This is a genomic window from Cyanobium usitatum str. Tous, from assembly GCF_963920485.1.
GTDB classification, from domain to species: domain Bacteria; phylum Cyanobacteriota; class Cyanobacteriia; order PCC-6307; family Cyanobiaceae; genus Cyanobium_A; species Cyanobium_A usitatum_A.
On the sequence record NZ_OY986431.1, the window covers coordinates 2,364,755 to 2,389,568 of the forward strand.

The following is a 24,814-nucleotide window of genomic DNA, read 5'->3' on the forward strand; positions in this document are numbered from 1 at the left end:
GCTGCTCCGATGTGCCAGCCCAGCCGCACGAACTGCCGCCGGAACTGCAGAGCAGCCGGATCGTGGTGATCTCAGACTTCAACTGTCCCTACTGCTTCACCCTCAACGAGTGGCTGAATCAGCTTGGGGTTGCTGAGCGGGTGTACTGGGCTGGGGTGGAGCACAAATCTCACCTGCCGCTTGAGTTCTCCACCACCAACCAGCCTGACGATTACACCACCCTGCTCAAGGAGGTGGCCGACGTGCAGCGCCGTGCTCCGGAGGTGGAGGTTCAGCTGCCGCCGGTATGGGTCAACTCTCACCATGCGCTGCTGCTGCAGGCCGCCGTGGAAGCCGATGAACCCGCCCTGGCGGCGCCCCTGCGCACGGCGATCTTTCGGTCCTTCTGGCGCGATCAACGCAACATCGCCAACGCCCAAGAGCTCCACCACTGCCAGCAGCAGGCCGAGGTTGAGCCAGATCCGGAGCGGTTTCTCGACCCGGAGGCCTTGGCTCGGCTCACCACTTGGTGGCGACAGGAGCTAGACCGCGTTCCCTGCATGCTCGCCCCCACCGGTGCGCGCCACCTGGGGCTGCAGGACCGGGCGGCCGTTGAGGCGTTTGTGCTGGGAGCCCTGCACGATCCCCCCGCCGGTCCTGCCTGCCGATGAGCGCCTGTTCTGCCGAGGATCGGCAGCGCCTGGAGCGGGAGATTCGGCGGCTGCGCCATGAACTCCAGGCGGCGGTGCATGTGTTGCCCCATCTGCGCCAGATGGTGCAATTCAGCGGTGACCTGCTGATTCTTGCCGGGGCCGGTGGGCGGATCCTGGAGGCCAATGGCCGTCTGGCAGAGGCCCTGGGGGTGTCCCAGCACGCGCTCTACGGCCAGTCGCTGCAGCAGTGGATTCCCAATCCTGGCCAGGTTCGTCTGCTGGAGGAGCGGCTGGCGGCCACAGCCGACCCCGTGCCGCTGCGGATGGAGGTGGACCTGCAGCCCTTGCAGGGGGAGCCGCTGGCCCTGGAGCTCGAAGCCCACCCGCTGCTCCAGCAGGGCGAAGCCCGCTGGACCCTGGCGCTGCGCGACATCGGCGTGCGCCGCCAGCTCGAGAGCAGTGAGATGGCTCGTCAGGTTCAGGCCAATCTGCTCGCTTCGCTTGGTAGCAGTGAGGCTCGCTATAGGGCGTTGGTATCCCAGCTGGCGGATGGTCTCGGCCAGATTGATTCGGGCACCAGGCTGCTGTTCGCCAATCCCTCTCTGCATCGCATCCTGGCGGTGGCGCAAGGGGAGCTGCAGGGTCGGCGGCTGTTGGAGTTCCTCACACCCCAGGGGCGGGGGGCCTTCGAGCAGATCTGGGGAGCGGTGCTGGCCGGCCAGGAGCGTCGGATCACCCTGCCGCTGCTGGCAGCCGACGGCAGGGCCCATCAGGTGGAGATGACCCTGCAGCCTCCCTCCCCGGGGGAAGCGGAGCCCGGCTCCGCCCCGGCCGTGGGACTTTTGCTTCGAGATGTCACCGACCTGACCCGCGCCCTCGACGAGCTGACCGCCCTCGCCTTTCACGACCCGCTGACGGGTTTGGTCAATCTGGAAGGTTGCCGTCGCGAGTTGGAGCGCCGCTTGGCCCAGGCCGGGGGGCATCCCTGGTTGGTGCTCTGGCTCGACCTCGATGGCTTCCGCCGGGTCAACCACAGCTTCGGGCGGGAGGTGGGCGACGCCTTGCTGCAGGCCGTGGCCAACGGCCTGCGGGCCTGGGCTAAGCCCTCCGATCTGCTGGCACGACTCGGTGGGGATGAGTTTGTGCTGGTGCGGGAGCTTCCAGGCCCTGCCGATGATCCGGTGGCCCTAGCCCGCCAGGCCGAAGCGGTGCTGGGGGAGCTGCGGGGTGCCCTCAGCCAGCTGCCGGTTGGGGATGAGCTGGCTCCCATGGCCCTGGGATTTAGTGCCGGCTACAGCCTGGCGCCGCTCCATGGCGAGCAGGTTGAAGCGCTCTTGCAGGGGGCGGCTACGGCCCTCAGCCGCGCCCGTGAGGTGGCCCCGGGCACCGCTCTGGCCTACGAGCCCAGGTACACCACCCGCCTGCGTCGGGAGATGGCGCTGGAGGCGCGCCTGCATCGGGCCCTGGGCGACGGGGCGTTGCGGTTGGTGTACCAGCCCCAGTACGACGGCAGTGGTTGTTTCCTGGGCGCGGAGGCCTTGTTGCGCTGGGACGACCCGATCCATGGAGCCGTGCCCCCGGCGCGGTTTGTGGCCCTGGCTGAGCGCACCAACCTGATCCATCCCCTGGGTCAGTGGGTGCTGGAGGAAGCCTGCCGGCAGCTGCGGGCCTGGCTGGATGCGGGCCTCCAGATCCCCTGGCTGGCGGTGAATCTCTCGCCGCGCCAGTTTGAGCTCACCCTGCCGCCCCTGGTCGATCAGGTGACCGCCCTGCTAGCTCGCCATCGCCTGCCCGCGGGACTGCTGGAGTTGGAGATCACCGAAACTTGCATCCTGCCGGCGGCGGGCGTGACCGCCCAGGTGCAGGACCTGGCGGCCCTGGGCGTGAGGCTGGCCCTCGATGACTTCGGCACCGGTTATTCCTCCCTGTCGGTGCTTAATCGCCTGCCTCTGCACAAGTTGAAGATCGACCGCAGCTTCATCCAGCACCTGGAAACCAGTGACTCCGCCCGCACGATTGTGCGGACGGCCCTCGCCATGGGTCGGGGCCTTGGCCTGGAGACCCTGGCGGAGGGCTTGGAGACCGCCGGCCAGCTGGCGGTGCTCGAGGATTTGGGCTGTGATGCCTACCAGGGGTATTGGTTCCAGCCTTCCTCTTGAGGTGGAGGCCTTTGAGGCGCTGCTGAGGGCTGGCTGAGCCTGGCTCCGCAAGGCGCACAGGTGCATGCTGGGAGTGCGCAGGGTATACGAGCTATGGCATCCCAGTTGAGCCACCTCAATGCCGCCGGCGAGGTGCACATGGTGGAGGTGGGCGATCGGCCCGCCACCGCCCGCCAGGCCACCGCTGAGGGGTTCATCAGCATGGAGGCGGCCACCCTGGCCCTGGTGCTGGAGGGCCGAGCCCCCAAGGGGGATGTGCTGGCGGTGGCGCGGGTGGCGGCGATTCAGGCCGCCAAGCGCACCTGGGAACTGATTCCGCTCTGCCACCCGATCTCCCTCAGCGGCGTGAGTGTGCAGCTCGAGCCCGCCGCCGATGGCACTGGCCTGCGGCTGCTCGCCACCGCCCGCACCACCGGTCCCACCGGGGTGGAGATGGAGGCGCTCACGGCCGTGCAGGTGGGCTTGCTCACCCTCTACGACATGCTCAAGAGCGCCGATCCGGCCATGACTATCGGTCCGGTGCGGCTGCTGGCTAAGAGTGGCGGCCGCGGTGGGGAGTGGCAACGGCATGGCTGAACCCTTCGGCCCGGAGGGCCTGCCGCTGGAGCTGGCCCGCGAGCGGATCCTGGAGGCGCTGCAGCCCCTGGGGCTGGTGGAACAGCTGCCCTTGGCGGCTTGTCTGGGCCGTATCACCGCTGAACCCGTGCTGGCGGCGGCAGCCGTGCCTGGTTTCCGGGCTTCGATCATGGATGGCTACGCCATCGCCGGATCCGAGCAGCCGCTGGTGGGTGCCCGCTGGCGTCTGCGGGGCACTTCGGCCGCCGGGGCCCCCTATGGCGCGGCTTTGGCAGCGGGGGAGGCGGTGCGGATCCTCACCGGCGCCGTGGTGCCCCAGGGCAGTGGCCGGGTGCTGCCCCAGGAGCTGGTGGGGGTGGAGGGGGATCAGCTGGAGCTGCTCAAGCCTTGTGGTGTTCCCGTTTGGATCCGCGGGCCCGAAGAGGAGGCGGCTGCGGGGCAGGAGCTGGTGGCGGCGGGCCAGCGGCTGGGGGTGGCGGAGCTGGGACGACTGGCCAGTTGCGGGGTGTGCCAGTTGACGCTGACCCAGCGGCCGCGGCTGGGTTTGTTGATCAGTGGTGATGAGTTGTTGCCGCCAGGGAGGCAGCGGGCCCCGGGCCAGATCTGGGAGAGCAATTCGGTCTTGCTGGCCGCTTTGCTGGAGCAGCTGGGTTATGGGGTAACGCAGCAGCGGGTGGTGGCCGATCAGCCCGAGCCCCTGCGCCAGGCCCTACGGGAGCTGGCGGCCGGCTGCGATGTGGTGGTGAGCACCGGCGGCGTCTCCGCCGGCGACAGCGATTGGATCCGCCAATTGGTGGCGGAGCTGGGGGAGGTGAGCTTTTGGAAGCTGTTCCTTAAGCCGGGCCGGCCCTTTGCCTGGGGCCAGGTGGCTGGGGTGCCCTTTTTCGGGTTGCCGGGCAATCCGGTGGCGGCGGCGATCACGGCCCTGCAGTTGCTCTGGCCGGCGCTGCAGCGGCTTGAGGGTGGCGCTATCCAGGTGCTCCCCCGTCTGCTGGTGCGGCTGGAGCAGGAGCTGCGGCGTGGCGCTGGGCGACCGGAGCTGGCCCGCGCCCGGCTGGTGGTGGCGGCCGATGGGGCTTTGCTGGCCAGGGTGGAGGGCTCCCAGGCCTCCTCCCGCATCGGCTCGCTGCAGGGGGCCGATCTGCTGCTGGAGATCCCGGCGGAGCTGGGCAATCTTGAGGCGGGAACGCAGCTATGGGCCCAGCTGCTGCGGTTGCCGATCTTCTGAGCCGCGCGCCGGCCGCGGCCCCAACTGCTCAGCTGGCCGGCAGCACGGAGTAGTGATCCACCACCAGCCCCTTGCGTTGTTCCGGGCGACCGTCCATGCCCCCTGGAAGATCGATCTGGGGCAGGAGGGTGGCTTCAGCCCAGCTGTCGTATTGCGCCTGCCCTTCCCAAAGGGACACGATCATCAGTCCCCCTTCCACCTCCGCCACCGTGCGCAGCAGCTGGGCTTGAGGTTGCTCCTTGCCCTCCAGCTGAGCTAGTTCCACCTGGAATTGCTCCAGCGTGGCTCCGGGCCAAAAATTCGCCACCATGTGCACGGCCAGCTCTCCAAGTTTTTCTTGCCATGAATGTGGCACAGACAGTTGGGGTCTGCTGAGTCGCGGACTTCTTCTTCTTGGGCCCGAGCTTTATAGAGGCGTATTGCCCGTGATCCAGGCGCTGCTGCCATCGGCGTGCCACTCCCGTTTCCAGAAGGGGGCTTCGTGCTTGAGGGCCTCCAGCAGCTCCTGGCAGCAGCGCTGGGCCGGGCCGCGGCGATCGGCAGTTACCGCCACCAGCACGATTGCCTCTCCCGGCAACACCAAGCCGATCCGGTGTCTCACCAGCACTGCAGTCGCCCCGTGCCGGCCGGCGGCGGCAGCTGCCAGGGAGGCGATGCAGGCCTCGCTCATGCCCGGGTAGTGCTCCAGCTCCAGAGCTGTGAGGGGTGCGTCGTTGGCGTCGCTGGGGCGCACTCGGCCCACGAAATGACTCTCGGCCGCAGGCAGCATTCCCAGCTCTGCAGCCAGCAATTGATGCCACTCGGCCAGGGCATGCAGCGGCTCAAACGGCTCCGCTTCCAGCTGGATTGCCACCATCGCGTTAGCCACCACTGATCGGCGGCAGGAAGGCCAGTTCATCGCCAGCGGCCAGGCTTGAGTCCCAGGCGGCGAACTGCTGGTTGATTGCCACCCTCACGCCGGCCGGGGGATGGGCGGGCTGCAGACCCAGCTGCCGCCAAAGCTGTTCAGGTGTGGTGCCAGCTGCTGGGGCTAGCTCGACCAGTTGCTCGCTCCAGCCCATCGCTTCTCGCAAGCCGGCGAAAAGGCGCACCCGCACTTGCGATGCCGGATCAGCGGAGACGGCCATGGGTTGCAAGGGCAGGGTAATCACTATCGACCGCCTAGCTCCGCCACTCAGAATGCTCCAAACGCCTGAGCCCTGCCCGTGAGCCTCGCCATCGCCCTGCTCACGGTGTCGGACACGCGCGCCCTGGAAGATGACAGCAGCGGTGATGCTCTGCAGCAGCGCCTTGAGGCTGCCGGCCACCGGCTGGTGGGGCGCCTGCTGGTGCCAGACGACCGCTACCAGATCCGTGCCGCCATCAGTGGCTGGATTGCTGATCCTGCTGTGCAGATTGTGATCAGCTCTGGCGGCACCGGGCTCACCGGCCGCGACGGCACGCCGGAGGCGGTGGCGCCCCTGCTCGACAAGACGATCGATGGCTTCGGAGAGTTGTTTCGGGTGCTCTCCTTTGAAACGATCGGCACCAGCAGCTTGCAGAGCCGAGCTCTGGCGGGGGTGGCTAATGGCACCGTGATTTTTGTGCTGCCGGGCTCCCTCGATGCGGTGCAAACAGCTTGGGACCGGCTCATTTCTGCTCAGCTCAATGCAGACACCCGCCCTTGCAATCTGGTGCAGCTGCTGCCGCGGTTGAGGGAGGTTTGAGCTTTGCCTTTGAGTGTCAGACAAGACGGGTGTTTTTACTCACCTCTGAACTGAATAAGGCTTCTTAGCCTGGGTACAGATAGTTGAGGAAAGTGAGATGACTACCTGCCAAACCCAATCCACCGTTGCTCTGCACGATCTCAAAGAGCTGGCGCGGCGCGATCCTGCATTCACTGCCGCTTTGCTGGCCACCCGCTCTACCCAAGAGGCCGCCAGGTTGGCAGCCTCCAACCACATCACTGTGACTCCGGAGGCGCTATGGCGTCATCGGGGCACCTTCATGGCAGGCGGTATGCCCACTTGGCGAGGCTGATGCTGTCCGGTTCCATTTAGCCCCCTAGGTAGGCCATCTCGGCGCGTGCGCTGTTGGCAGGCTTTGCAGTATTTCGCTCCTCGCTATAGCGGTCGCTTCGTTGATTCCAGAGGTCGGCCATGGCTAGCTCGAGTTCTGCGGCGCCTGACTCCTTCTGCAGCCATGGTTTGAGATCCAGGCCACTGCCTGGGGAGGCAAAAAGGCAGGTGTAGGCGACGCCGTCTGCGGTAACCCGCAGACGGTTGCAGTCTCCGCAGAAAGGTGCACTCACCGATGCCACCACCGCCAGGCTGCCGCCCCCATCCCGGTAGCGCCAGCGGCTTGCGGTGCCGTGGGCGCTGCGACCCAGCGGCTCAAGCGGCCAGCTGCTGCCGATTTGCTCCAGCATCTCGGCGGCGCTCAGCACCGCCTCGGACTGCCAGCCGTTACGGCTTCCCACGTCCATGAACTCAATCAGCCGCAGCTCCAGCCCCCGCTCCCGGGCCAGAGCCGCCAGGGGCAGCACCTGATTGTCGTTGGCGCCGCGCTGGATCACAGCGTTGAGCTTGAGGGCGCCCCGGGGGGGATCAAAGCCGGCGGCGCGGGCGTGCTCGATCGCAGCCAGCACCGTCGCCAAGGCCCGCTCGCCGGCGGCGGCATCGGTCAGGCCAGCCATGCGGGCAACCGATCCAGCCGTGGTGCCATCGAGGCTGAGGGTGATTCGGTCGAGGCCAGCGGCTCGTAGCTGCTGGGCTCGCTCAGCGGTTAGCAGTAGGCCATTGCTGGTGAGAGCGATCTCGTCCAGGCCGGGACGCTCCGGATGTGTGGCGCGCAGGGGTTGCACAGCGGCGATCAGCTCCTCCAAGCCCCTGTGCAGCAGCGGCTCTCCACCGGTAAGGCGCAGGCTGCGGGCTCCTAGGGCCACCGCCGCCCCGATCACCCCCAGTCGCTGCTCCAGCGTCAGCAGGCCCGGTGGCTCCTTGCCATCCGGCAGGCAGTAGGGGCAGGCCAGGTTGCAAAGGGCCGTGAGCGACAGCCGCAGCACCCCGAGGGGGCGGCCCAGGCGGTCGTATGGGCGGGGATTGATGGCGCTGACCATGGCTGCAACGCTATAGCTACTGCACCTGCATCAATGTGATACAAATTCACAAGGACTTAGTGCTGTTGGCGGCGCTGGCTGGGGGCTTTTATTCAGAAACAGTGGCAATGCCATAGACGTAGGGTTGAAAATATATTTGTAATAGGGCGACAGCTATCGGGGCATGCCGCACCGCCAGACGATCCTGGTCAACCCGGAGGTTCTGGCTGCCTGTGGTTTGCGGGCCCACCAGCGGGTGACCCTGCAGGGTGAGGTGGCAGCTGAGGCCACTGCTCCCCTGCGTAGCCGTTGTCACCATGGCGGCGCCGGCCGCCGTCGAGAATGAAAGTCAGTGGCCTGAATATGGCTTGAGGGTGTGGTGAAGCTGCAGAGCTGGCTGGGAGCGCTGCTGGCGCTAACTCTGCTGAGCCTGCTCAGTGCCTGGAGCGGCATGGTGTTGTTGGCGGCGCCTCTCGGCGCGTCGTCGGTGCTGTTGTTTGGCTACCCCGCCAGCCCCCTGGCCCAGCCGCGCAATATCTTGCTTGGCAATCTGGTGGGGGCGCTGGTGAGCGTGGCGGCGGTGGCCTGGCTGGGCCAGGGGCCGCTGGTGATCGCCCTGGCGGTGGGGCTTACGGTGTTGCTAGGCCAGCAGCTGCGCTGCCTGCATCCTCCCGCCGGTGGCCTCGCCTTTCTCGGCGTGGCGCTGGGGGCCACACCGCTGTTTGTAATCACCCCTGTGCTGAGCGGCTCGCTGCTGCTTGTGCTGATCGCTGCGGCCTTCAGCCGCTGGGTGAAGGGGGCGCTGCCCTATCCGCACCACTGGCTGTGACCCTCTGGCTGCTGCCGCTCCTGGGCCTGGTGGCCTTTCTCTATGCCGCCGTGGGCAATGCGGGCGCATCCGGCTACATAGCCGTGCTGGCCCTGGCCGGTCTGCCGGCGGAGCAGATCAAGCCGCTTGCCCTGATCCTGAACATCCCGGTGGCGGCCCAGGGCAGCTGGCAGTTCCAGCGAGCCGGCCACCTGCGCTGGCGGCTTTTCTGGCCGGTGTTGCTGGCGGGTCTGCCGATGGCCTTTCTGGGGGGCTGGCTCGATCTGCCCACGCTCTGGTTTCAGCGGTTGGTCGCACTGGTGCTGCTGGCCGGCCTCACCGGTACCGGCGGTGGCGTGTTTCTCACGCCCCTGCTGTTGGCTTGCAGCTGGGCCTCCACCCGCCAGGCGGCAGCGGTGTCGTCGCTGTTCATCTTCGGCAACTCGCTCAGCGGCCTGGCCGGCCTGCTGCTGGCCCGCCAGCCATCTGGGGCCCTGCTGCCGGCCCTGCCGGCCCAGCTGGGCTGGATGTTGCTGATGGTGCTGCTTGCCGGTGCGGTGGGTTCGCGGCTTGGTAGCCGCCACTGGCCGGTGGCTTGGATCCGTCGCTGTCTGGCCTTGGTGCTCCTGCTGGCCGCCTTGAAGCTCCTGGGTTTCGCAGGCTGATGTTGGCGGTAGCGTTTAAGCATGGTCGCCTCCGCTGCCGAGCGTTTCACGCCGCCCACCATCCCCTGGCGCCAGTCGCTGGCGCTGGAGCTTGCTCCTGAGCTGGGTCCGGGGTTGGATCCCCAGAGGTCTGGGGAAGCCTTGGCGCGTCTGTGCGCCGAACCCGATGTGCAGGCGGTGATCGCCTTTGGTTCCCGGGCCAGGGGTGAGGCGCGCCCCGACTCAGATCTGGATCTGGCGGTGATCGTGGGCCAGCCCCAGCTCACGCCGGCCGAGAAGATGGCCTGCTGGAAGCGCTTCAACCGAGCGCTGGGCCGGCAGGGAGTGCCTGTCGACCTGGTGGTGGCTGGCAGCGCTGATGCCGAGCGCCTGAGCGGCTCCCGTTGGCACGTGTTTGGCGATGTGGCCCGTGAGGGCCGGGTGCTGTATGTCGCCGGCTGAAGACGCCTTGCTGCTCCTGGCGATTGTGCGCCGCCATCTGCGCAGCCTGGGGCTAACCCTTGACCCTGCCTATCCCGACGAAGACTGGGGCTTCACCGCCCAGCAGGCGGTGGAGAAACTGCTCAAAGCCTGGATTGTGCTGGCCGACCGGCGGCCACCCCGGGTCCATGACCTCGAAGATCTGTTCGCCCTGGCTGGTCAGCAGCTTGATCCCCTGCTGCTTGAGCTGCAGGTGTTTGCGGTGGAGGCCCGCTATGAGCAGGGCCCATTTCCGTTGCCTGCGCCGCGGCAGGAGCTGCTGGCACTGGTCGAGGCGGAGCTGGAGCGGTGCGAGCGGATAGTGGCGGCGCTGGGCGAATCGGACGCCTGAATTGGCTTAGGCCAACTGACTTGGCCCGGGCCGGTTCACGTTGCGGATGGCACGGGGATCCAGCGGCACCGCCTGGCAGGGCAGCTCCACCAGCCAGCTCTGCAGGCGCCGTTCGCCCCGCTCCACCGCCGCGGCCAGGTGGGCCCGGATAGGGGCACTGCTCGGATAGAGGCCCAGCAGCGGTTGCAGCCGCTCGCCGTCGTGGGCAAGCCGGAGCCTGGTCGGGCTCCCTGTTGCTGCGTCCACCAACAGGGCTTGCAGGGCGGCCAGGCTGAGATCCGGCATGTCCACTGGGCAGAGCAGTAGCTGCTCGTTTGGGTGTTGCTGCATCAGCCGGTGCAGGGCCAGCAGCGGCCCCTCCCAGGGCGGCGGTTCGGCAATCAGCTCCAGGGCCACGTAGCGGGCTTTGAGCTCGGCCTGCAGCGCCTCGGAGCGCTCCAGGTGCGGCCCATGGCGGCTCAGCAGGGTGATCGGGGCGTCCAGCTGGGCCAGCAGTCGCAGCGTGCGCTCCAGCCAGCTGCCGCCCTCGGGGTGGCTCAGCAGCGCCTTGTCGCGGCCCATGCGCCGGCTCTCGCCACCGCTGAGCAGGCAGCAGCGCAGGGGGGCCTGGGGCCGGATCAGTTCCAATGGCGTGGAATCCAATGGCGTGGAACAGCATCGGCTGATCTCGGTAGCGTCAACCACAGAAATGAATCAGACGCTCTGGTGTAGTTGCATCGCGGCTTGCATAAAGCGCCGCCCATCAGGTCTGGCTCAGCGTTCTGAAGCTTCGATCATAATTCCACCTCGACATGCTCGGTGAACTCTGGTCTTTCCAGGGGAGATACAAGACGCTGCATCTCACCTGGTTTGCGTTCTTTCTTACTTTTGTTGTCTGGTTTAACCTGGCGCCGCTGGCGACCACCGTCAAGGCTGATCTGGGCCTCACGGTGCCCCAGATTCGCACCGTTGCAATCTGCAACGTGGCCCTCACCGTACCGGCCCGCATCCTGATTGGAATGCTGCTCGACAAGTACGGGCCCCGCCTCACCTACTCGGCGCTGCTGGTTTTTTCTGCTTTCCCCTGCCTGTTGTTCGCCTTCGCTCAGGATTTCAACCAGCTGGTGGTGGCCCGCCTGCTGCTTTCGATCGTGGGCGCCGGCTTTGTACTCGGCATTCGCATGGTGGCTGAATGGTTCCCGCCCAAGGAGATCGGCCTGGCTGAAGGCATCTACGGCGGCTGGGGCAACTTCGGTTCCGCTTTCTCGGCCCTCACCATGGTCACCCTGGCCGGCTGGCTCTCCTTCGGAGGTGGTTTCGCGGTCGATGGCGTGGTGCTCAACTGGCGCGGCGCCATTGCCCTCTCCGGCATCATCGCCGCCATCTACGGCGTCTTCTACTACCTCAACGTTGAAGACACCCCGCCTGGCCGCACCTACCAGCGCCCCGCCAGGACGGCTGGCCTGGAGGTGACCTCCATGCGGGACTTTTGGGGCCTGATCGGCATGAACGTGCCCTTCGGCGTGATCCTGGCCGTGCTGGCCTGGCGCCTTCAGAAGGTGAAGTTTCTCGATGACACCGGCTTTGCCATCGCCATCGTGCTGGTGCTGCTGTTCTTCGGGTTCCAGACCTGGGGCATCATCCGCACCAACAAGGAGTTGATCGCCGGAACCAAGGTGTATCCCAAGGAGGATCGCTATGAGTTCAAGCAGGTGGCCATTCTCGAGCTCACCTACATCGTGAACTTCGGCTCGGAGCTGGCCGTGGTGTCCATGCTCCCCACCTTCTTCGAAACCACCTTTGACCTGCCTAAGGCCACAGCGGGAATCCTGGCCTCGGCTTTCGCGTTTGTGAACCTGGTGGCACGTCCCGGCGGCGGCCTGCTCTCGGACAAGCTCGGGTCGCGCAAGTCGACGATGGGCTTCCTCACGGTTGGTCTTGGTTTCGGCTATCTGCTGATGGGCATGATCAAGCCCGGAACGTTCGTTGGCTCCGCCGGCATCCTGCTGGCCCTGGTGATCACCATTCTGTGTTCCTTCTTTGTGCAGGCAGGGGAAGGATCCACCTTCGCCATGGTGCCGTTGGTGAAGCGTCGGGTCACAGGCCAGATTGCCGGCATGGTGGGCGCCTACGGCAACGTGGGTGCCGTGGCCTACCTCACCATCTACAGCCTGCTGCCGCTGTGGTTGTCCGGTGCCGCCGATGCCGAACCCACCCCCGCCGTGGTGGCTGCCTCCAACAGTGCCTTCTTCCAGGTTCTGGGTGTGGCTGGTCTGATCGTTGGTTTCCTCTGCTACTTCATGCTGAAGGAGCCCAAGGGATCCTTCGATGAGCTCCACGAAGGAGAAACGGCTGTGGCTTCCCCGCCGCTGGTCTGATCCGGGTCCTCAACCGCATCGCTGATGAGGGGCAGGCCCTGGGTCGGCCCCTTTTTTGTCCGCCTGTTCTCTGAGCTCCATGGCTGCTTCCCCACCAGGCTCGGTGCGCTCCCAGTGCCCCTACTGCGGCGTGGGCTGTGGCCTGGAGTTGCTTCCCCCTGCTGCCAAAAATCAGCCCACCCGGCGCGACGCCGACGGCCTTCCCCTCTGGGGCACCCGGGGGGATCGGCGCCATCCCTCCAGCCTTGGGCAGGTGTGCATCAAGGGGGCCACGGTGTGCGACACCCTGCGCCACGGACGGCTCAGCCAGCCGCTGGCTCGCGCCAGCCTGGATGAGCCCTTCCAGCCGATCAGCTGGGATCAGGCCATCGATCGCATCGTGGCCAGGATCCGCAGCTCCCTGGCCAGCAAGGGCCCCGGTGCGATCGCCATGTATGGCTCCGGCCAGTTTCACATCGAGGACTACTACGTCGCCCAGAAGTTGCTCAAGGGGGCGATCGGCACCAACAACTTCGATGCCAACTCGCGCCTGTGCATGAGTTCGGCAGTGGCGGGCTATGCCCGCAGCCTCGGCTCCGATGGCCCCCCCTGCTGCTACGAGGATCTCGACCACTGCGCCGTGGCCTTCCTGATCGGCACCAACACGGCGGAGTGCCATCCGGTGCTGTTTCAGCGGCTGCTGAAGCGCAAACGGCGCCAGCCCGGCAGCGTCACGATCGTAGTGGTGGATCCCAGGCAGACGGCCACCAGCGACGCGGCCGACCTGCACCTGGCGATTCGCCCCGGCACCGACCTGGTGCTGATGCACGGCCTGGCCTATCTGATGGTGCAGGCGCTCACGATCGACGTGGAGTTCATCGAGGAGTCCACCGAAGGTTTCGCCGCCTATGCCGAACTCCAGCAGGCCTGGACCCCCGAGCGGGTCAGCCGGCTGTGCGGCATCCCTGAGGCGGCCCTGCGGCAGCTGGCCCAGCTCTGGGGCCAGGCCCCCAGCGTGCTCAGCCTCTGGTCGATGGGCCTCAACCAGAGCGTGGAGGGCACCGCCAAGGTGGCGGGCCTGATCAACCTGCACCTGCTCACCGGCCAGATCGGCAAGGTGGGAGCGGGGCCCTTCTCCCTCACCGGCCAGCCCAATGCCATGGGCGGCCGCGAAGCCGGTGGGCTGGCCCACCTGCTGCCGGGCTATCGCACGGTGGTGGATCCCTCCCACCGGGCCGTGGTGGAGGCGGCCTGGCGGTTCGAGGCCGGCGCGATCGATCCCGCGCCTGGCCTCGACGCCTGGCGGCAGGTGGAGGCGATGGAATCCGGTGCCCTTGATCTCTGGTGGGTGGCCGCCACCAATCCCCTGGTGAGCATGCCGAACCTGGAGCGGGTCAAGGCCGCCGTGAGCCGCTGCCCGTTGGTGGTGCTCAGTGATGCCTATGCCGACACCGAGACCGCCCAGTACGCCCACCTGCTGCTGCCTGCGGCCCAGTGGAGTGAAAAGCCCGGGGTGATGGTGAATTCAGAGCGGCGGGTCACCCTGTGTCCGGCCTTTCGGCCGCCCCCCGGCGAGGCCCGCCCCGACTGGCAGGTGTTCGCGGAGGTGGGCCGCAGGCTGGGCTTCGTTGAGTCCTTCAGCTACGGCTCCGCGGCGGAGGTCTACGCCGAGCTGACCGCCCTCACCGCCGGTCGGCTCTGCGATCACTCCGGTCTCAGCCATGCCCTGCTGGCCAGCGAGGGTCCCCAGCAGTGGCCCTTCCCCTGCGGCTCAGCTCCCAGCCAAGAGCCCCGGCGCCTGTACACCGACCACCACTTCCCTACCGCCAGTGGTCGGGCCCGCTTCATCGCCGAGCAGCCCATGGGCCTGGCGGAGCCTCCCAGCGACGGGTATCCACTGGTGCTCACGGTGGGCCGTTACTTGGGCCAGTGGCACACCATGACGCGCACCGCCAAGGTGCCTCGCCTCAACGCCCTGCATCCTGAGCCCTTGCTCGAGATTCACCCCGAGGATGCCGGCCCCCTCGGCCTGGAGGATGGCTCCATGGCCGAGATCCGCTCCCTGCGTGGCACGATCACGGCCCGGGCGACGGTGACCGAGCGCATCCGACCGGGCACCGTGTTTCTGCCGATGCACTGGGGCTTCATGCAGGAGCAGGCCTGTGAGGCCAACGCCCTGCTGCACGAGCAGGCCTGCCCGATCTCCAGGCAGCCCGAACTCAAGGCCGCCGCCGTGGCCGTCGCCAGGGTTCAGGAGGTGGCCCCGGTCGGGGCAAACAGCTCCACCAGCGCCGCTGGCAGGTTGTGATGGTCGTGGCCGGGGCGGGCCAGCTTGCAGAGAGCAAACCGCTCCAGCTCCGAGAGACCATTCCACTGGTCAGGCCCCAGCCCATAGCCCAGCTCTGCGGCTGAGCTGCTCACCTCAGCGGGGGGCTCTCCAGGGTGTTGCCAGGGGGCTTCGCGGGGGATGGGCAGGGAGGTGACCCCGCCGTCCGCCATGGCCGCCGTGCTCTGGCGCAGCTCGGCCGCCAGGGCCGCCAGGTCGTCGGGGCCGTCACGCCAGAGCACGAGCTGATCCCGCTGGCTTTCCGTGAGGGCCAGCCAGTGGTTGAGCCGCAGTTTCACACCGCAGAGATCGAGCTTGCGGCGTAGGCAGAGGGGAATGCAGCGCCAGTTCCCGACGAAGTCGCGCTCGAAGCCGAAGCAGTGGGAGCAAGGATGGGAGCCTTCAGGAAGCATCGTGTCTCCACTGGATCAGGGCACGCAGCTGATCCAGCAGCGCTCCGCTCTGGACCAGATCTGTGGCGCGGGCCACGCCTGCAGCCAGATCCTGGCAGACACCGCCATACCAGAGATAGGCCCCGGCATTCCAGATCAGGGCGGTGGCCAGGGGCCCCTGGCCACCCAGAGCGGCCAGGGCCTGCTCGCGCCAGGTCTCTAGATTCTGCCAGAGGGCATCGTGGTCGTAACAGCCGTGGTCGCGCGGGTGAAGGATCAGGCGCTCCCCATCACCTCCCTGGGCCCGGGCCGTGATGCAGGCGCGGCTGATCGGCAGGTCGGTGCTGCCCTCGAGGCCTTTCACCGTGATGGCCATCGCCTCGCCGGCCAGTTCCAGGGCCTTCCAGGCCCGGCTTTCGGTGGGGGGATGCACGAAGCCGCTCACCAGCAGGTGGGGGCCCTGATGGGCGGTCCAGAGCAATTCGAGGCTGGCCACGGGGGGGCGCTTGCCCAGGTCGTCGCGGATCGGCGTGAGGCTCTCCGCCAGCGGGAAGTGGTCCGGTTGGTGCACCAGGGCCAGGCGGTGCTGCGTCAGCCCTGCCTGCACCGTGGTCAGGTCCAGCCCCTGCAGCTCCAGCCCCAGGGCGGCGAACAGCTCGATGGCCGGCACGCCATATTTCACCGGCATGCGCCCCCCCCCCTGCAGTACCACGGGCAGCCCGGCCGCACTCAGGGCCAGGGCGGTGAGCGGGTAAATGGGGGCCGTGCGGGTGCGGCCGTCAAAGGGCATGCTGAAGCAGAGGGCAGGCTCGGCGCTGTGCAGGCTCGGCCCCAGGCGCCGGTAGACATCCAGCATTCCGGCCAATTCCTGGGGCTCGGGCCGACGGATCCGATGGGCGATCAGAAAGGCGCCGATCTGGGCCGGCGTGGCCTCTTCGTTCAGCATCAGTTCCATCGCATGGCCGGCCTCCTCCCGGCTCAGCCCCCGGCTGGTGTGCTCGCCACTGCCCACCTTCTGCAGATAGTGCTTGAAACGCTCCCGGCCAGACAGAAGCTCGGCAGCAGGGGCATGGCCGTTCAGTCCGGTCTCAGGCGAGGCGTTGGGCAGGGTGCCGGTAGGGAGCGCCATCTAGGGCTGAGGGGAGGGGGCAGCGTGGGCCGCACGAACTGCATGGTCGAGAACTCCATGCTGTCACCAGTGATCGTCCAGCGTGCGCCCCACCGAACAAAGGCCAGAACGGAAAAGAAGTATCAACCGACACGGAAGACATCCTGAAGATTGGCGCCGGAACCAGGCGGCTTCGGTTCGGTACCAACCGCTGCATCCCGATGGCCCCCTGGCTGGAGACAGTCGATCCTGAGACCTGGGTGCGCCGATGCGATTTGCTGCCTGCTGCGGGCTTCTGCTCGGATGCCTGCATGGTCTGGTGAGCCTTGAGCTGCGGCCCAACAGCGTCGTTGAGGCGCCTGGATCAGCTCTGGTGGGGGCCTGGAGCCCTGCCCCCCCAGCCGGCGCCCGCTTCTGAATCCCCTCATCCAGCTTCGATACTGGAGTTTGTTCTTCGGCAGCTCCGCCATGGCCACTCCGCTGCAGACCACCCGTAGCGCCAGCTCCCCCCTCGGCGTCGCCCTCGCCTTCGTCGGCATGTTTGTGGTGGGGTCCCTGGGAGTTCAACTGCTGGCCGGTCTGCTACGCGACGCGGCGCCTGCCGCTTCCGCCGGGCGAGCCGCCTCGGTGGTGGCCCATCCCGCCACCCTCTGGAGTGCCCTGGGGGAGCGCTGAAGCCAGCCAGGTCAGGGATAACAGATCCGTAACGACCACGACACCCGGTCCTGCCCCGCGCCTGCAAGATCAGTGAAGGTCTGTGATTGCAGATCCCAGCTCATCTCGAAGGGGAGCCGCAGCGCCATGGCGCTGCCCTCCCATTCCGGACAACGCATCCCTCATTGGCGTTCACCGGCTCCATCCCCTCCCGATCCCGGGGCTGAGCTTGGTGGTGCCATGGGGTCACGTTCACGGCCGCGTTGTCTGGGCGTGTACTAGCGCGCCGTGTACCTTTTCCATGAGCTCTTCCAGCACCCCCGCTGCGCCTGCCCCCAGCTCCGGCCTCACCAAGGTGGAGCAGGCCAAGGCCGATCTCTGCGGCCTCGATCTGCAACCCCAGCTGGCTGAGCTGGCCGCCGCGGGCTGGGACAGCCTCGACGAGGCCACCCTCACCATCCGGCTGAAGTGGATGGGCATCTTCTTTCGGCCCGTCGCCCCCGGCCGTTTCATGCTGCGGCTGCGACTCCCGAACGGCGTGGTCAGCGCTGAGCAACTGGTGCTGCTCGCCGAGGCGGTGGATCGTTGCGGCGAGCACGGCAGCGCCGACATCACCACCCGCCAGAACCTGCAGCTGCGGGGCCTGCTGTTCGAGGACATGGCGCCGCTGTTGGAGGCCATGGAGCGGGTGGGCCTAACCAGTCGCCAGTCGGGACACGACAACCCGCGCAACATCACCGGCAACCCCCTGGCCGGCATCGATCCCGAGGAGATCGTCGACACGCGTCCCCTCGTGCAGGCGATTCAGGCGCGGCTGTTCCAGCCGGATGGCCCCCGCAACCTGCCGCGCAAGTTCAACGTGGCCGTCGGCGGTGCTCCCGACAGCTTCCTGCTCCACAACGACCTCGCCTTCCTGCCCGCCCATCACGCCGGCGAGCTCGGCTTCACCGTGATGGTGGGCGGCTTCTTCTCAGCCCAGCGCAACGAACTCGCCATCCCGCTCGGCCTGTGGCTGCGGGCTGATCAGCTGCCTGATTTTGCCCTCACGGTGCTGTTGCACTTCGAGCAGAACGGCAATCGCAAGCTGCGCAACAAGAGCCGGCTGATGTATCTGATCGATGATCTGGGGCTTGAGACCTACAGGGACACGATCAAGGCGGCCTATGGGGCGTTGGCCGGCGGCGAGGCGATGGCCTCGCTCCAGCCCCACGACGGCACGCACCTGGTGACACGGGCCCCCCGGGATGGCCTCGGCTGGAATGCCCAGGCCCAGGAGGGGCTCGGCTGGATGGGCCTGCACGTGCCGATGGGCCGTCTCGATGCCGAAGGGATGCTGGCCCTGGCCGGTCTGGCCCGGCAGTACGGCAGCGGTGAACTGCGGCTCACCGAGGCCCAGAACGCCCTGATCGTCAACGTGCCGGAAGCCAGCCAGGAGGCGCTGTTGGCCGAGCCGCTGCTGCAGCGCTTCCGCCCCGATCCCGGCCACCTGCAGGCCGAGGCTGTGAGCTGCACCGGCAACGCCTACTGCAGTTTTGCCCTGATCCCCACCAAGAGCACGGCCCAGGAGCTGGTGGAGGAGCTGGAGCGGCGGGTGGAGCTGCCCCATGGGGTGCGCACCCACTGGACCGGTTGTCCCAACGCCTGCGGCCAGCCCTACATGGGTCAGATCGGCCTGATGGGAGCCAAGACCCGCAAGGACGGCGAGATGGTGGAAGCCGTGAAGATCTTCCTCGGCGGCTCCATGGACGCCGACCCGAGGCTGGCTGAGCTGCATGACAAGGGTGTGCCTCTCAGCGACCTACCGGACGTGATGGAGCAGCTGCTGGTGGACCGCTTCGGAGCTCGCCGCCGCGAATAGGCAGCCAGCTGATCAGGGTGGTGGTGGTAAGAACACCAGCGGGCTGGAATCCAGTGGTTACCTACCCAGCACACCTCGCGAGCTGATTGCCCTGGCCCCTGTTGAGCCCCAACTAATGCCGGCGGATCTGCCACCGATGGGCTGCGCGGATCGCTGGTCCTGGCTGCAAAGGTTGCGCCACCAGCCTGAGCTGGTTGCCGAAGACTGGCTGGCGGCGCTGGAGGCTGGAGTTCTGGGGGCAGACCAGGATCTTTTGGCCGTCCTGGCGGAGCGCCTGGATCCTCCGGCCCAGTTGCGAATGCTGCGCTGGTGGCGCCAGCAGGCCAAGCCCGATCCCGCCTTACCCGCCCAGGTGCTGCGCCACCTGGATGGGGCCAGTGCTGCCTGGTTGCTGGAGCAGCTGGCCGCTGGCCCGGCTGCCCTTGCTGCGGAGTTGCCCCCCGCTGTGGCGGCGGCCCTGCTTCCCTTGCTGGGTCACCAGCGCCAGCGTCAGGCCTGGCCGGTGCTGCAGGCCTGGTTGCAGGCGCCGATTGCCAGGCACCTGCGGCGCTCAGCGCTGGAGGGGGTGGCCCGGGGCCTGTCGGTGTGGCCCCGGGCCCAGCTGCGGGTTGTGCTCAGCGCCCTCGCCGCCGGCGACCTCGATCCCCAGCTGGCCGCCCCGGCGGTGGATCTGCTGGCCCGCCTGCCCGGAGCCCGCCGCGCCCTGGTGCCCCTGCGGCATTGTGAGCTCGATCCCCAGGTGGCCGAGCGCCTTGGTCGCCGCCTCGTGGCCACCCCCGTCCAACCCCTGCTACTGGTGGTGCATGGCCGCGCCGGCGGCCAGCTGCCTGCCGAGTTGGTGGCCCTGGCCGCCGAGCTGGAGTGCCGCCGTGGTGCGCCCGTGCGGCTGCAGGCCCTTTCGGCTGCGGCGCCGCCGGCGGCGAGCGAACTGCTGCAGCCGGGTCAGGTCCTCGGCTTGGTGCCGCTGCTGCTGCTGCCCGGCGGCCATGTGCGCCACGATTTGCCTGCGATTGTGCGCCATTGGTCGGCTTTTGCCCGCGTGCAGCACTGGCCCTTCCTGGGGGCCTGGCCCCGCTGGCAGGCCGCCCTCGCTAAAGAGCTGGCCGGATTGGCTACGCAGGATGCCCGGCCCTTACTGCTGCATCACCCCTTGGAGGGCCCCCTGGCAGCGCGGTATCTCACCAGCCTGGAGCGGCGCACCGGCGCCCACTGCGTCGCCACTCCATACAGTGCAGACCATCTCGCGCAGCTGAAGCTGACCCTTGCCGCTCCAGCTCTGGCCCTAGCCCTGGCCGCCAACCGGCTCACCGACCAGCTGGCCGAGCAGGTGGGTCCGCCGTTGCTGCAGCGGCCTGGGCTACGCCAGCTGTTGCTGGCTGAACTCGAGGGCCTGCCATGAGTGCCCCGGCCCAGCTCGGCACGGTTTATCTGGTGGGGGCGGGCCCCGGTGATCCGGAGCTGCTCACCCTCAAGGCCCACCGGCTGCTGCGCCAGTGCGACGCCCTCGTTTACGACTCCTTGGTGCCCCAGGCCCTGCTGAATCTGGTGCCCCAGGGTTGCGAGCTTCACTTTGTCGGTAAGCGCCGCGGTCACCATTCGGTGCCGCAGCCAAGCACCAACGCGGTGCTGGTGGAACTGGCCAGCCGCCATCGCCTGATCGTGCGTCTTAAGGGTGGTGATCCCTTTTTGTTTGGCCGCGGCGGCGAGGAGGCCGCCCACCTAGCCGCCAAGGGCGTGCCGGTGCAGGTGGTGCCTGGGGTAACCGCTGGCATCGCGGCTCCGGCCTATGCGGGTATTCCTGTAACCCACCGCCGAGCCGGCTCCAGCGTCACCTTCGTGACGGGCCACGAGGAAATCGATAAGGGCCGCCCAGGGGTGAACTGGCGCGGCCTGGCCCAGACCAGTGATGGCCTGGTGATCTACATGGGCTTGCACAACCTGCGCCGCATCGCTGAGGAGCTGATGGCGGGGGGCCTGGCGGCCGACACGCCGGCGGCGGTGATCCAGCAGGGCACGGTGCGCGGTCAGCGCCAGCTGGTGACCGTGCTCGGTGAGCTGGCCGACCGGGCTGAGGAGCAGAATTTCGCATCGCCCTCAATCGTGGTGCTGGGCGAAGTGGTGGCCCAGCGGGTGCCGGTCTGTGCCCCCGAGCCCGCTGATGTGGAGATGCCGATCCCCTTTTAAGTCAAATCAGCTACGCCAATGGGTAGTGGTTGCGACGGCTGGCCCCCCGGTGGTGAGTTTCATTGGGGCGTGATCTGGCAGCACCCGCTGCTCTTGCCCGAATGGCTGCCCTTCCCCGGCTAGCGCCGATGTTTGAGCTGATTCCCTACGAGAAGTTCCGCGATACCCCCGCCGTTCGTTTCTTTGATATCACCGTTGCCAGCTCCAATGCCCGCGATCTGGTGATCCATGCCGGCCCGGCGGTAAGCCCTCCGGATGAGGAGAAGACTGGTGCCTGGCAGTTTTATCTGCACCCCCACCAGGAAGATAATTTGTTGGCCCTGCACGGCGGCCGAACTTTTTACTTGGTTAATTTGGGCTGGAATTATCCATATCACATTGTTCGCCTAGAAACAGGTGGCGACATCCTGCGCATTCCTCCGGGAACTTTTCACCGCTCCGTTTCTGATCACGATGGTTCGGTGGTGCTTAATCAGGCTGTGCGCGAAGAGGGCGCCAGCGTGGTGCGGGAGTTTCGGGTTTACAACAGCCGCCTTATTCCCCGCTTATTTGCTACAACCTTTAAGACCGCTCCCCTGCCTAAGTTGCACGGGGTTAGTTGGTAGCCTAAACGGACTGCATAGTTGTGGCCGGCTCTTGGATGTCTGCCTCAATGCTCCATTCCATCAAGCTTTCAACGCCATTCGGCCCTGAAAAGCTGCCGGTGATGGCGGCGGTCAGCTCCGGCTTGGATGAGGTGGCCAGGGTGATGTAGCGATCGTCGATCACGCCTATGCCGCTCGGATCAAAGCCCCGCCAGCCAGCACCGGGTAGATACACCTCGGCCCAGGCGTGCAGGTCGTAGCTCTCCGGCTTTGGTTCGAGTAGGTGGTAGCCGCTCACGAAGCGGGCCGGTAAACCCACGCAGCGGCAGGCCTCCACCATCAGCATGGCCAGGTCTCGGCAGGACCCCACCCTTTCCTTGAGGGTGCGGCCGGCGGGCCAGGCCGGACCCACGTGTCGCTGGGTGTACTTGACCCGGTCTTGAATGATCTCCACCAGCTGTTGCAGAAACATCAGCGCCCGTTGGTCGCTGCCCATCAGGGCTTCCTGGGCCATGTCCACCGCGGCTGGATCGTGCTGGCCATTGGGCAGCCAGCCCTCCAGGCTGCCGGCCAGGTCCCCATTCAGGTGGCCCACCGGGTAGGGCAGCATCGGCTCGCTGCCCTCGAGGCAAACCTGCAGCAGTGGTGCCGGTTCCGTTTCCACCAGGCTGCTGGCCCGCACGATGAACGTATCCGCGGGCCCATTGAAGCGGGCCCGGATGATTTCATCGCCGCTGGCGGCCACCAGGGGGTATTGGCGTCCGGGCTGGGGGCTGATCGTCAGCTGGAAATCCAGCAGGCGCTGGAACCCCTGCCCCCTGGGTTTGAGGCAGAAGCGATGGGGGCCAAGCAGCACGGGTGCGCTGTAGCTGTAGGTGAAGGTGTGGTTTACGCGGGCACGCATGCGGAGTCGGCGATGAAGTAGCGCTGCTCGACCAAATCATGGAGCCGGTTGAGATCGCTTTGCAGATAGTCGATCGACTCGTGCAATCCCCCGGCGATCAGCTCGTCGATGCTGGTGTAGCTCCAGCGGGCCAGGGTGAGCCCGCTGAGGCATTCGAGCTCATCGGGGGCACCAGGCACGGCCTGGCCCCGCACGATGCGCAGGGTTTCGTCGATGCGCCCTAGGCAATAGCGCACCGACCGGGGAAAGATCGGATCCAGTAGGAGAAAGGCGGCCACGGCTTTCGGTTCGATCGCCTGCTGCTGGGACTGGCGGAACATCTGATAGGCCCCGGCGCTGCGCAGCAGCGAGATCCACTGCAGTTCATCCAGCACACCGCCCACCTCATCCGGGGAGGGCAACAGCAGAAAGTATTTGACATCGAGGATGCGGGTGGTCTTTTCAGCCCGCTCCAGCACCCGCCCCAGGCGACTGAATTGCCAGGAGAGGTCGCGGCTCAAGGTGGCGTCCGTGATGCCATAGAAAAGTTGGCAGGAGCGGCGGATGTCGCGAAGTTGCTCTTGGGGCGGCTGATCCCAAAAGCCCTTGTTGTCGAACAGCGTCCAATAGATGTCGTTGAGCTGCTCCCACATCTCTGTGGTGATTACATCGCGGATTTGGCGTGCGTTTTCGCGGGCGATGGCGATGCAGTTCACCACGCTGTTGGGATTGGCTTCGGCGCGCACCAGAAACTCCACCACCTGCTCCGGGCGTCCTTCCGGATAAAGACGGTCGAACAGCTCCCGATCGCCACTGGCATCAACCAGGGGCAGCCAGGGTTCGGCGCTGCCGGGCGGGCAGTCGAGGGCCATGGCTTCGCTCACCTCCACAAACCGGGAGATGTTTTCGGCCCGCTCCACATAGCGGTTGATCCAATAAAGGGAGTCGGCGACGCGGCTCAGCATGGTTGTTCACTCACGATCCAGGTGTCCTTGCAGCCGCCACCTTGGGAAGAGTTGACCACCAGGGAGCCGCGGCGCAGGGCCACCCGGGTGAGGCCGCCCGGGCTTACCCAGGCCCCCTTGCCGCGCAGCACATAGGGCCGTAGATCCACGTGGCAGGGGAACAGTTCGCCCTCGCTCAGCGAGGGCACGGTGGAGAGCTCGAGGGTGGGCTGGGCTACGTAGTTGCGGGGATCGGCTTGGATCTTGACGGCAAACTCGGCGATCTCCTCGCTACTGGCGTGGGGGCCGATGAGCATGCCGTAGCCACCGGCCTCGGCCACCGCTTTCACCACCAGCTCACTGAGGTGGGCCAGCACGTAGGCCCGGTCGTCCTCCCTGGCGCAGAGGTAGGTGGGCACGTTTTCGATGATCGGATCTTCGCCGAGGTAGTAGCGGATCATCTCCGGCAGGTAGGCGTAGATCAGCTTGTCGTCGGCTACGCCGGTGCCTGGGGCGTTGGCGATTGCCACCCGGCCGGCCCGGTAAGCGGCCATCAGGCCCCGCACCCCCAGCATCGAATCGCTGCGGAATACGGCCGGGTCGAGGAAGTCGTCGTCGATGCGCCGGTAGATCACATCCACCGGTTCGGGTCCGGCCGTGCTGCGCATCCACACCCGGTCGTCTTGGCAGATCAGGTCGCGGCCCTCCACCAGCTGGATGCCCATCTGCTGGGCCAGGTAGCTGTGCTCGAAGTAGGCGCTGTTGAACACCCCGGGGGTGAGCAGGACCACCTTGGGGGTGTCGGTCCAGGGGGCCAGCTCCCGCAGGGTTTGCAGCAGGTGGGAGGGGTAATCGTCGATCGGTTGCACGGTGCGGCCGGCAAACAGGCTCGGGAACATCCGCTTCATCACCCGGCGGTTTTCCAGGAAGTAGGCCACGCCGGAGGGACAGCGCAGGTTGTCTTCCAGCACCCGCCAGGTGCCCTGGCCGTCGCGCACTAGATCCAGGCCGGAGATGTGGCACCAGCGGCCCAGGGGCGGCTGGAAGCCCTGCAGTTGGGGCCGCCAGCCCTGGGAGCTCTCCACGTCTTCCCGGGGGATCATCCCGTCGTTCAGGATTTTTTGGGCCCCATAGACATCGGCCAGAAACAGGTCGATCGCCTCTAGCCGCTGGAACAGGCCGGCCTCGAGGCGTTGCCAGTCCGCGCTACCGATCAGCCGCGGCAGGGGGTCGAAGGGCAGGATGCGCTCACCCCCCTGGCTGCCCGTGCCATTGAGGCGAAAGGTGGCCCCAAGCCGCCGCAGCAACACCCCAGCGGCCGCGTGATTGCGGTTCAGTTCATCGAGGCCCAGCTGGCCCAGGGAGGAGAGCAGGGGCTGCAGGGTGCTGCGGGGCTGATCCGGCGCACTGAAGTATTCGTCGTAGCCCCGATTTGGTCTGTATTTCGTAAACATGCCGCGCCACCTGCCATGGCTGGATCATGTCCACCTGCTGGGGTTGGCGCCGGTGTGGGTTGATACGGAAGGCCAGCTCCGTCCATGGCTGCTTTCTTTCTTGGGCATTAGGGTGAAGGGACGGCAGCTCTCTGGG

General features: G+C 67.0%; 29 protein-coding genes. 19 read left to right on the forward strand and 10 right to left on the reverse strand.

What is annotated here, in order from left to right:
- Positions 1-11: 11 nt before the first annotated feature.
- From U9970_RS12740 to U9970_RS12755, 4 genes are all read left to right on the forward strand, one after another.
- The gene (locus tag U9970_RS12740; RefSeq protein WP_322764498.1) at positions 12-650 is read left to right on the forward strand and encodes a DsbA family protein; all 639 of its coding nucleotides are present in this window, start codon (positions 12-14) and stop codon (positions 648-650) included.
- Positions 647-2,791, forward strand: a complete 2,145-nt coding sequence (locus U9970_RS12745) for a putative bifunctional diguanylate cyclase/phosphodiesterase (RefSeq protein WP_322764499.1) — start codon at positions 647-649, stop codon at positions 2,789-2,791. Before U9970_RS12740 ends, U9970_RS12745 begins: the two co-directional genes overlap by 4 nt.
- Before the next feature lie 93 nt (positions 2,792-2,884).
- Positions 2,885-3,367, forward strand: a complete 483-nt coding sequence (moaC, locus tag U9970_RS12750; protein ID WP_322764500.1) for a cyclic pyranopterin monophosphate synthase MoaC — start codon at positions 2,885-2,887, stop codon at positions 3,365-3,367.
- Positions 3,360-4,595 carry a molybdopterin molybdotransferase MoeA gene (locus U9970_RS12755; protein ID WP_322764501.1) on the forward strand — a complete coding sequence of 412 codons (1,236 nt, stop codon included), beginning with the start codon at positions 3,360-3,362 and terminating at the stop codon, positions 4,593-4,595. Before moaC ends, U9970_RS12755 begins: the two co-directional genes overlap by 8 nt.
- Before the next feature lie 28 nt (positions 4,596-4,623).
- Here U9970_RS12755 and U9970_RS12760 read toward each other — a convergent pair whose 3' ends face one another.
- The 3 genes from U9970_RS12760 to U9970_RS12770 all read right to left on the reverse strand — a co-directional run bounded on the left by U9970_RS12760 (position 4,624) and on the right by U9970_RS12770 (position 5,722).
- Positions 4,624-4,905 carry a hypothetical protein gene (locus U9970_RS12760; protein ID WP_254935354.1) on the reverse strand — a complete coding sequence of 94 codons (282 nt, stop codon included), beginning with the start codon at positions 4,903-4,905 and terminating at the stop codon, positions 4,624-4,626.
- A 96-nt stretch (positions 4,906-5,001) separates the two neighbouring features.
- Positions 5,002-5,493, reverse strand: a complete 492-nt coding sequence (locus U9970_RS12765; protein WP_322764502.1) for a molybdenum cofactor biosynthesis protein MoaE — start codon at positions 5,491-5,493, stop codon at positions 5,002-5,004.
- Positions 5,456-5,722: a MoaD/ThiS family protein gene (locus U9970_RS12770; protein WP_322764503.1), complete on the reverse strand. Its 267-nt coding sequence runs from the start codon at positions 5,720-5,722 to the stop codon at positions 5,456-5,458. The genes U9970_RS12765 and U9970_RS12770 overlap by 38 nt, the downstream gene beginning before the upstream one ends.
- Positions 5,723-5,800: 78 nt before the next feature.
- On the opposite strand from U9970_RS12770, the gene moaB reads away from it, so the two are divergent.
- Both moaB and U9970_RS12780 read left to right on the forward strand, forming a co-directional pair.
- Entirely contained in the window at positions 5,801-6,301 is a 501-nt protein-coding gene (gene moaB / locus U9970_RS12775; RefSeq protein ID WP_322764504.1) for a molybdenum cofactor biosynthesis protein B, read from the forward strand.
- Positions 6,302-6,398: 97 nt separating this feature from the next.
- A complete protein-coding gene (locus U9970_RS12780; RefSeq protein WP_322764505.1) occupies positions 6,399-6,614 on the forward strand; it encodes a hypothetical protein in 216 nt (71 codons plus the stop codon).
- 16 nt (positions 6,615-6,630) lie between these two features.
- On the opposite strand, the gene U9970_RS12785 is transcribed toward U9970_RS12780, so the two are convergent.
- The gene (locus U9970_RS12785) at positions 6,631-7,692 is read right to left on the reverse strand and encodes a GTP 3',8-cyclase MoaA (protein WP_322764506.1); all 1,062 of its coding nucleotides are present in this window, start codon (positions 7,690-7,692) and stop codon (positions 6,631-6,633) included.
- 163 nt (positions 7,693-7,855) lie between these two features.
- Between U9970_RS12785 and U9970_RS12790 the strand changes: the two genes are divergently transcribed.
- From U9970_RS12790 to U9970_RS12810, 5 genes are read left to right on the forward strand one after another with little or no spacing between them, the layout of a single operon-like run.
- Positions 7,856-8,017 carry a hypothetical protein gene (locus U9970_RS12790; RefSeq protein ID WP_322764507.1) on the forward strand — a complete coding sequence of 54 codons (162 nt, stop codon included), beginning with the start codon at positions 7,856-7,858 and terminating at the stop codon, positions 8,015-8,017.
- Between the two features lie 30 nt (positions 8,018-8,047).
- Positions 8,048-8,500 carry an HPP family protein gene (locus U9970_RS12795; protein ID WP_322764508.1) on the forward strand — a complete coding sequence of 151 codons (453 nt, stop codon included), beginning with the start codon at positions 8,048-8,050 and terminating at the stop codon, positions 8,498-8,500.
- Positions 8,497-9,144 (forward strand): TSUP family transporter, encoded by a 648-nt coding sequence (locus U9970_RS12800; RefSeq protein WP_322764509.1) that lies wholly within the window; start codon positions 8,497-8,499, stop codon positions 9,142-9,144. The genes U9970_RS12795 and U9970_RS12800 overlap by 4 nt, the downstream gene beginning before the upstream one ends.
- Positions 9,145-9,165: 21 nt before the next feature.
- A complete protein-coding gene (locus U9970_RS12805) occupies positions 9,166-9,585 on the forward strand; it encodes a nucleotidyltransferase family protein (RefSeq protein WP_322764510.1) in 420 nt (139 codons plus the stop codon).
- Positions 9,572-9,955 carry a HEPN domain-containing protein gene (locus tag U9970_RS12810; protein ID WP_322764511.1) on the forward strand — a complete coding sequence of 128 codons (384 nt, stop codon included), beginning with the start codon at positions 9,572-9,574 and terminating at the stop codon, positions 9,953-9,955. The genes U9970_RS12805 and U9970_RS12810 overlap by 14 nt, the downstream gene beginning before the upstream one ends.
- Positions 9,956-9,961: 6 nt before the next feature.
- Here the strand turns inward: U9970_RS12810 and U9970_RS12815 are convergent, their stop codons facing one another.
- Positions 9,962-10,597, reverse strand: a complete 636-nt coding sequence (locus U9970_RS12815) for a molybdenum cofactor guanylyltransferase (RefSeq protein ID WP_322764512.1) — start codon at positions 10,595-10,597, stop codon at positions 9,962-9,964.
- A gap of 149 nt (positions 10,598-10,746) precedes the next feature.
- On the opposite strand from U9970_RS12815, the gene U9970_RS12820 reads away from it, so the two are divergent.
- On the forward strand, positions 10,747-12,312 hold the full coding sequence (locus tag U9970_RS12820; RefSeq protein ID WP_322764513.1) for a NarK family nitrate/nitrite MFS transporter: 1,566 nt from the start codon (positions 10,747-10,749) through the stop codon (positions 12,310-12,312).
- Positions 12,313-12,391: 79 nt separating this feature from the next.
- On the forward strand, positions 12,392-14,599 hold the full coding sequence (locus U9970_RS12825; RefSeq protein ID WP_322764514.1) for a molybdopterin oxidoreductase family protein: 2,208 nt from the start codon (positions 12,392-12,394) through the stop codon (positions 14,597-14,599).
- Here the strand turns inward: U9970_RS12825 and U9970_RS12830 are convergent.
- On the reverse strand, positions 14,542-15,030 hold the full coding sequence (locus tag U9970_RS12830; RefSeq protein WP_197152543.1) for a nitrate reductase associated protein: 489 nt from the start codon (positions 15,028-15,030) through the stop codon (positions 14,542-14,544). The two genes, U9970_RS12825 and U9970_RS12830, sit on opposite strands and share 58 nt — an antisense overlap.
- Positions 15,020-16,138 carry an anthranilate phosphoribosyltransferase family protein gene (locus U9970_RS12835; protein ID WP_197152542.1) on the reverse strand — a complete coding sequence of 373 codons (1,119 nt, stop codon included), beginning with the start codon at positions 16,136-16,138 and terminating at the stop codon, positions 15,020-15,022. Before U9970_RS12835 ends, U9970_RS12830 begins: the two co-directional genes overlap by 11 nt.
- A 247-nt stretch (positions 16,139-16,385) precedes the next feature.
- Here U9970_RS12835 and U9970_RS12840 point away from each other — a divergent pair, with 247 nt between their 5' ends.
- The 6 genes from U9970_RS12840 to U9970_RS12865 all read left to right on the forward strand — a co-directional run bounded on the left by U9970_RS12840 (position 16,386) and on the right by U9970_RS12865 (position 21,418).
- Entirely contained in the window at positions 16,386-16,535 is a 150-nt protein-coding gene (locus U9970_RS12840; protein ID WP_197152541.1) for a hypothetical protein, read from the forward strand.
- Between the two features lie 50 nt (positions 16,536-16,585).
- Positions 16,586-16,792 carry a hypothetical protein gene (locus U9970_RS12845; RefSeq protein WP_197152540.1) on the forward strand — a complete coding sequence of 69 codons (207 nt, stop codon included), beginning with the start codon at positions 16,586-16,588 and terminating at the stop codon, positions 16,790-16,792.
- Between the two features lie 280 nt (positions 16,793-17,072).
- The gene (locus tag U9970_RS12850; protein ID WP_197152539.1) at positions 17,073-18,629 is read left to right on the forward strand and encodes a ferredoxin--nitrite reductase; all 1,557 of its coding nucleotides are present in this window, start codon (positions 17,073-17,075) and stop codon (positions 18,627-18,629) included.
- Positions 18,630-18,744: 115 nt separating this feature from the next.
- Positions 18,745-20,028 carry a CbiX/SirB N-terminal domain-containing protein gene (locus tag U9970_RS12855; protein WP_322764515.1) on the forward strand — a complete coding sequence of 428 codons (1,284 nt, stop codon included), beginning with the start codon at positions 18,745-18,747 and terminating at the stop codon, positions 20,026-20,028.
- Positions 20,025-20,813: a uroporphyrinogen-III C-methyltransferase gene (gene cobA / locus U9970_RS12860; RefSeq protein WP_322764516.1), complete on the forward strand. Its 789-nt coding sequence runs from the start codon at positions 20,025-20,027 to the stop codon at positions 20,811-20,813. The genes U9970_RS12855 and cobA overlap by 4 nt, the downstream gene beginning before the upstream one ends.
- A gap of 128 nt (positions 20,814-20,941) precedes the next feature.
- A complete protein-coding gene (locus U9970_RS12865; protein WP_254935613.1) occupies positions 20,942-21,418 on the forward strand; it encodes a redox protein in 477 nt (158 codons plus the stop codon).
- A gap of 1 nt (position 21,419) precedes the next feature.
- Here the strand turns inward: U9970_RS12865 and U9970_RS12870 are convergent, their stop codons facing one another.
- From U9970_RS12870 to U9970_RS12880, 3 genes are read right to left on the reverse strand one after another with little or no spacing between them, the layout of a single operon-like run.
- Complete coding sequence (locus U9970_RS12870) at positions 21,420-22,301, reverse strand: transglutaminase family protein (RefSeq protein ID WP_322764517.1); 882 nt, start codon at positions 22,299-22,301, stop codon at positions 21,420-21,422.
- A complete protein-coding gene (locus U9970_RS12875; RefSeq protein ID WP_322764518.1) occupies positions 22,286-23,245 on the reverse strand; it encodes an alpha-E domain-containing protein in 960 nt (319 codons plus the stop codon). Before U9970_RS12875 ends, U9970_RS12870 begins: the two co-directional genes overlap by 16 nt.
- Positions 23,239-24,678: a circularly permuted type 2 ATP-grasp protein gene (locus U9970_RS12880; RefSeq protein WP_322764519.1), complete on the reverse strand. Its 1,440-nt coding sequence runs from the start codon at positions 24,676-24,678 to the stop codon at positions 23,239-23,241. Before U9970_RS12880 ends, U9970_RS12875 begins: the two co-directional genes overlap by 7 nt.
- Positions 24,679-24,814: the final 136 nt, after the last annotated feature.

Excerpts from the sequence above, each read along its gene's own strand:
- U9970_RS12780 (WP_322764505.1), top strand. The coding sequence starts at position 6,399 with ATGACTACCTGCCAAACCCAATCCACCGTTGCTCTGCACGATCTCAAA.
- U9970_RS12870 (WP_322764517.1), bottom strand. The coding sequence starts at position 22,301 with ATGCGTGCCCGCGTAAACCACACCTTCACCTACAGCTACAGCGCACCC.
- U9970_RS12755 (WP_322764501.1), top strand. The coding sequence starts at position 3,360 with ATGGCTGAACCCTTCGGCCCGGAGGGCCTGCCGCTGGAGCTGGCCCGC.
- U9970_RS12855 (WP_322764515.1), top strand. The coding sequence starts at position 18,745 with ATGCCGGCGGATCTGCCACCGATGGGCTGCGCGGATCGCTGGTCCTGG.
- U9970_RS12770 (WP_322764503.1), bottom strand. The coding sequence starts at position 5,722 with ATGGCCGTCTCCGCTGATCCGGCATCGCAAGTGCGGGTGCGCCTTTTC.
- U9970_RS12745 (WP_322764499.1), top strand. The coding sequence starts at position 647 with ATGAGCGCCTGTTCTGCCGAGGATCGGCAGCGCCTGGAGCGGGAGATT.
- U9970_RS12880 (WP_322764519.1), bottom strand. The coding sequence starts at position 24,678 with ATGTTTACGAAATACAGACCAAATCGGGGCTACGACGAATACTTCAGT.
- U9970_RS12805 (WP_322764510.1), top strand. The coding sequence starts at position 9,166 with ATGGTCGCCTCCGCTGCCGAGCGTTTCACGCCGCCCACCATCCCCTGG.
- U9970_RS12785 (WP_322764506.1), bottom strand. The coding sequence starts at position 7,692 with ATGGTCAGCGCCATCAATCCCCGCCCATACGACCGCCTGGGCCGCCCC.
- cobA (WP_322764516.1), top strand. The coding sequence starts at position 20,025 with ATGAGTGCCCCGGCCCAGCTCGGCACGGTTTATCTGGTGGGGGCGGGC.
- U9970_RS12790 (WP_322764507.1), top strand. The coding sequence starts at position 7,856 with ATGCCGCACCGCCAGACGATCCTGGTCAACCCGGAGGTTCTGGCTGCC.
- U9970_RS12835 (WP_197152542.1), bottom strand. The coding sequence starts at position 16,138 with ATGGCGCTCCCTACCGGCACCCTGCCCAACGCCTCGCCTGAGACCGGA.
- U9970_RS12825 (WP_322764514.1), top strand. The coding sequence starts at position 12,392 with ATGGCTGCTTCCCCACCAGGCTCGGTGCGCTCCCAGTGCCCCTACTGC.
- U9970_RS12820 (WP_322764513.1), top strand. The coding sequence starts at position 10,747 with ATGCTCGGTGAACTCTGGTCTTTCCAGGGGAGATACAAGACGCTGCAT.
- U9970_RS12760 (WP_254935354.1), bottom strand. The coding sequence starts at position 4,905 with ATGGTGGCGAATTTTTGGCCCGGAGCCACGCTGGAGCAATTCCAGGTG.
- U9970_RS12765 (WP_322764502.1), bottom strand. The coding sequence starts at position 5,493 with ATGAACTGGCCTTCCTGCCGCCGATCAGTGGTGGCTAACGCGATGGTG.
- U9970_RS12875 (WP_322764518.1), bottom strand. The coding sequence starts at position 23,245 with ATGCTGAGCCGCGTCGCCGACTCCCTTTATTGGATCAACCGCTATGTG.
- U9970_RS12850 (WP_197152539.1), top strand. The coding sequence starts at position 17,073 with ATGAGCTCTTCCAGCACCCCCGCTGCGCCTGCCCCCAGCTCCGGCCTC.
- U9970_RS12840 (WP_197152541.1), top strand. The coding sequence starts at position 16,386 with ATGCGATTTGCTGCCTGCTGCGGGCTTCTGCTCGGATGCCTGCATGGT.
- U9970_RS12810 (WP_322764511.1), top strand. The coding sequence starts at position 9,572 with ATGTCGCCGGCTGAAGACGCCTTGCTGCTCCTGGCGATTGTGCGCCGC.
- U9970_RS12865 (WP_254935613.1), top strand. The coding sequence starts at position 20,942 with ATGTTTGAGCTGATTCCCTACGAGAAGTTCCGCGATACCCCCGCCGTT.
- U9970_RS12845 (WP_197152540.1), top strand. The coding sequence starts at position 16,586 with ATGGCCACTCCGCTGCAGACCACCCGTAGCGCCAGCTCCCCCCTCGGC.
- U9970_RS12830 (WP_197152543.1), bottom strand. The coding sequence starts at position 15,030 with ATGCTTCCTGAAGGCTCCCATCCTTGCTCCCACTGCTTCGGCTTCGAG.
- moaC (WP_322764500.1), top strand. The coding sequence starts at position 2,885 with ATGGCATCCCAGTTGAGCCACCTCAATGCCGCCGGCGAGGTGCACATG.